At 69.6% G+C, this 2,266-nt stretch carries 1 protein-coding gene and 1 pseudogene; both read left to right on the top strand.

Annotated elements, in window-relative coordinates; translation table 11 throughout:
* Window positions 1-1,107: ABC transporter ATP-binding protein (locus BN903_RS14480; RefSeq protein ID WP_048078401.1), on the top strand; the 1,107-nt coding region annotated here is incomplete at its 5' end.
* Window positions 1,104-2,266 (top strand): annotated as a pseudogene (locus BN903_RS18400) (ABC transporter ATP-binding protein); the annotation flags it as partial. The gene BN903_RS14480 and the pseudogene BN903_RS18400, both read left to right, overlap by 4 nt.

Here is a 2,266-nt window from a genome sequence, read left to right as displayed (position 1 = left end):
GTCTCCTTCGACCTCCGCGAGGACGAGATCCTCGGCGTCGTCGGCGAGTCCGGCTCCGGCAAGTCGGTGACGGCGCTGTCGCTCGTCGACCTCGTCGAGACGCCCGGCCGGATCACTTCGGGGAAGGTGTGGTATCGCGACCCCGACCTCGCAGACGAGTTCCGCGACGCGGACGCGGTACAGGTCGACGGGGACCACGTCGACCTCCGCACCGTTCCCCAGAGCGTCCGCCGGTCGCTGCGCGGTCCCTCCTTCAGCGTCATCTTCCAGGACCCGATGAGCAGCTTCAACCCCTCGATCACCGTCGGCGAGCAGATCGCCGAGGCGGTCGAGGTCCAGCGCCGGGCGCGGGCGAACCCCCGCTCGACGCGCTCGCGCACCCAGGGGTACGGACTCGGGAAGTACTTACTCGACGAGATCGTTCCCGGCCGCGACTACACGAGCGACGAGAGCATGGACCGGGCCGTCGAACTGCTCGGGCAGGTGGGGATCCCCGACCCCGAGGAGCGCGTCGACGAGTACCCCGGCCAGTTCTCCGGCGGCATGCTCCAGCGCGCGATGATCGCGCAGGCGCTCGCCGGCGAACCCGACGTGCTGATCGCCGACGAGCCGACGACCGCGCTCGACGTGACGATCCAGGCGCAGATCCTGACCCTCCTGCGCGAGATTCAGGCGGAGCGCGGGATGAGCATCGTACTCATCACGCACGACCTTGGCGTGATCGCCGAGATGTGCGACCGCGTCTGCGTGATGTACGCGGGCGAGGTCGTCGAGCGCGGCACGCTCGACTCCGTCTTCAACGAGACCGTCCACCCGTACACGCAGGGGTTACTCGGGTCGATCCCCGACGTGGACGACCCGCGGGCGCGGCTCGAACCGATCGGGGGGAACGTCCCGAGCCTGGTCGACGCCGAGATGGACGACCGGTGCTACTTCGCGGATCGGTGTCCGAAGGCGATGGAGGCGTGCCTCGAACGGCCTGCCGAACGCACTGTCGACGCCGCCGCCGACCACGGGGCCAAGTGCGTCCTCGCGGACCGCGAGTACGACCCGGCCGACGCGCTCCCGCAAGAGTATTTCGACGAAGACGGAGGTGAGGGCGAATGAGCGACCCGCTGCTCTCCGTCGACGGGCTGAAGAAGTACTACGCGGACGACCAGTCGCTCGTCGACCGCCTGCTCGGTGCGGAGTCGGAGAGCGTGAAGGCCGTCGACGGCGTCTCCTTCGACGTTCGAGAGGGCGAGACGCTGGGGCTGGTCGGCGAGTCCGGCTGCGGGAAGTCGACGACGGGCGAGACGGTGTTGCGGCTCCGGGAGCCGACCGCCGGCGAGGTCACGTTCGACGGGGCCGACCTCCGCGAGATGACCGATGGCGAGTTGACGGAGTTCCGCAAGCGCGCGCAGATCGTGTTTCAGGACCCGTTCTCCAGTCTCGACCCCCGGATGACCACCGGCGACATCGTCGCCGAGGGGCTCCGTATCCACGGGCTCCCCCGGAGCGACCCGAGCGTCGAGACGACCGCCGACCTGACCGTCGAGGGGGCCTCCCTCGACGCCGGAGCCGTCTACGGTTCGCGTCGACGACGACGTCGACCGACGTCGTCGACGCCGAGGGAGGGGTCGCGCGGGTCGCCGTCACCGTCCGCGAGGACGAGGCGGGCGTCGTCGCCGCCCTCGACCGGCAGGGAGACCTGCTCGGAACGACTGTCGAGACGACCGGCGACGAGGAGATCGTCGTGACGGTCTCCGTCGACGCCTCGGATCGAGAGATCCGCCGGGCCCGCGCCGGGGATCTGCTCGAACGCGTCGGGCTCTCGGCAGACCAGATCGACCGGTACCCGCACGAGTTCTCCGGCGGGCAGCGCCAGCGGATCGGGATCGCTCGGGCGCTCGCCTTGGACCCCGACTTCGTCGTCTTGGACGAGCCGGTGTCGGCGCTCGACGTGAGCGTTCAGGCGCAGATCCTGAACCTCCTCGACGACCTTCAGGAGGACTTCGGGCTGACGTTCCTCTTCATCGCGCACAACCTCGGCGTGGTCCGGCACGTCTGTGACCGCGTCGCGGTGACGTACCTCGGCGAAATCGTCGAGGTCGGGCCGGTCGAGGAGATATTCGACGACCCCGCACACCCGTACACGAAGGCGCTCCTGTCGAGCGTTCCCCGTGCGACCACGGAGGAGCGCGACGAGGCGTTCGACACCCTTCAGGGAGACGTCCCCTCGCCGCGGAACCCGCCTTCGGGCTGCCGGTTCCACACGCGCTGTCCG

This window comes from Halorubrum sp. AJ67, assembly GCF_000513435.1.
Note: the sequence above shows the minus strand (reverse complement) of the source record. Positions and strands in the feature narration are given on the sequence as shown.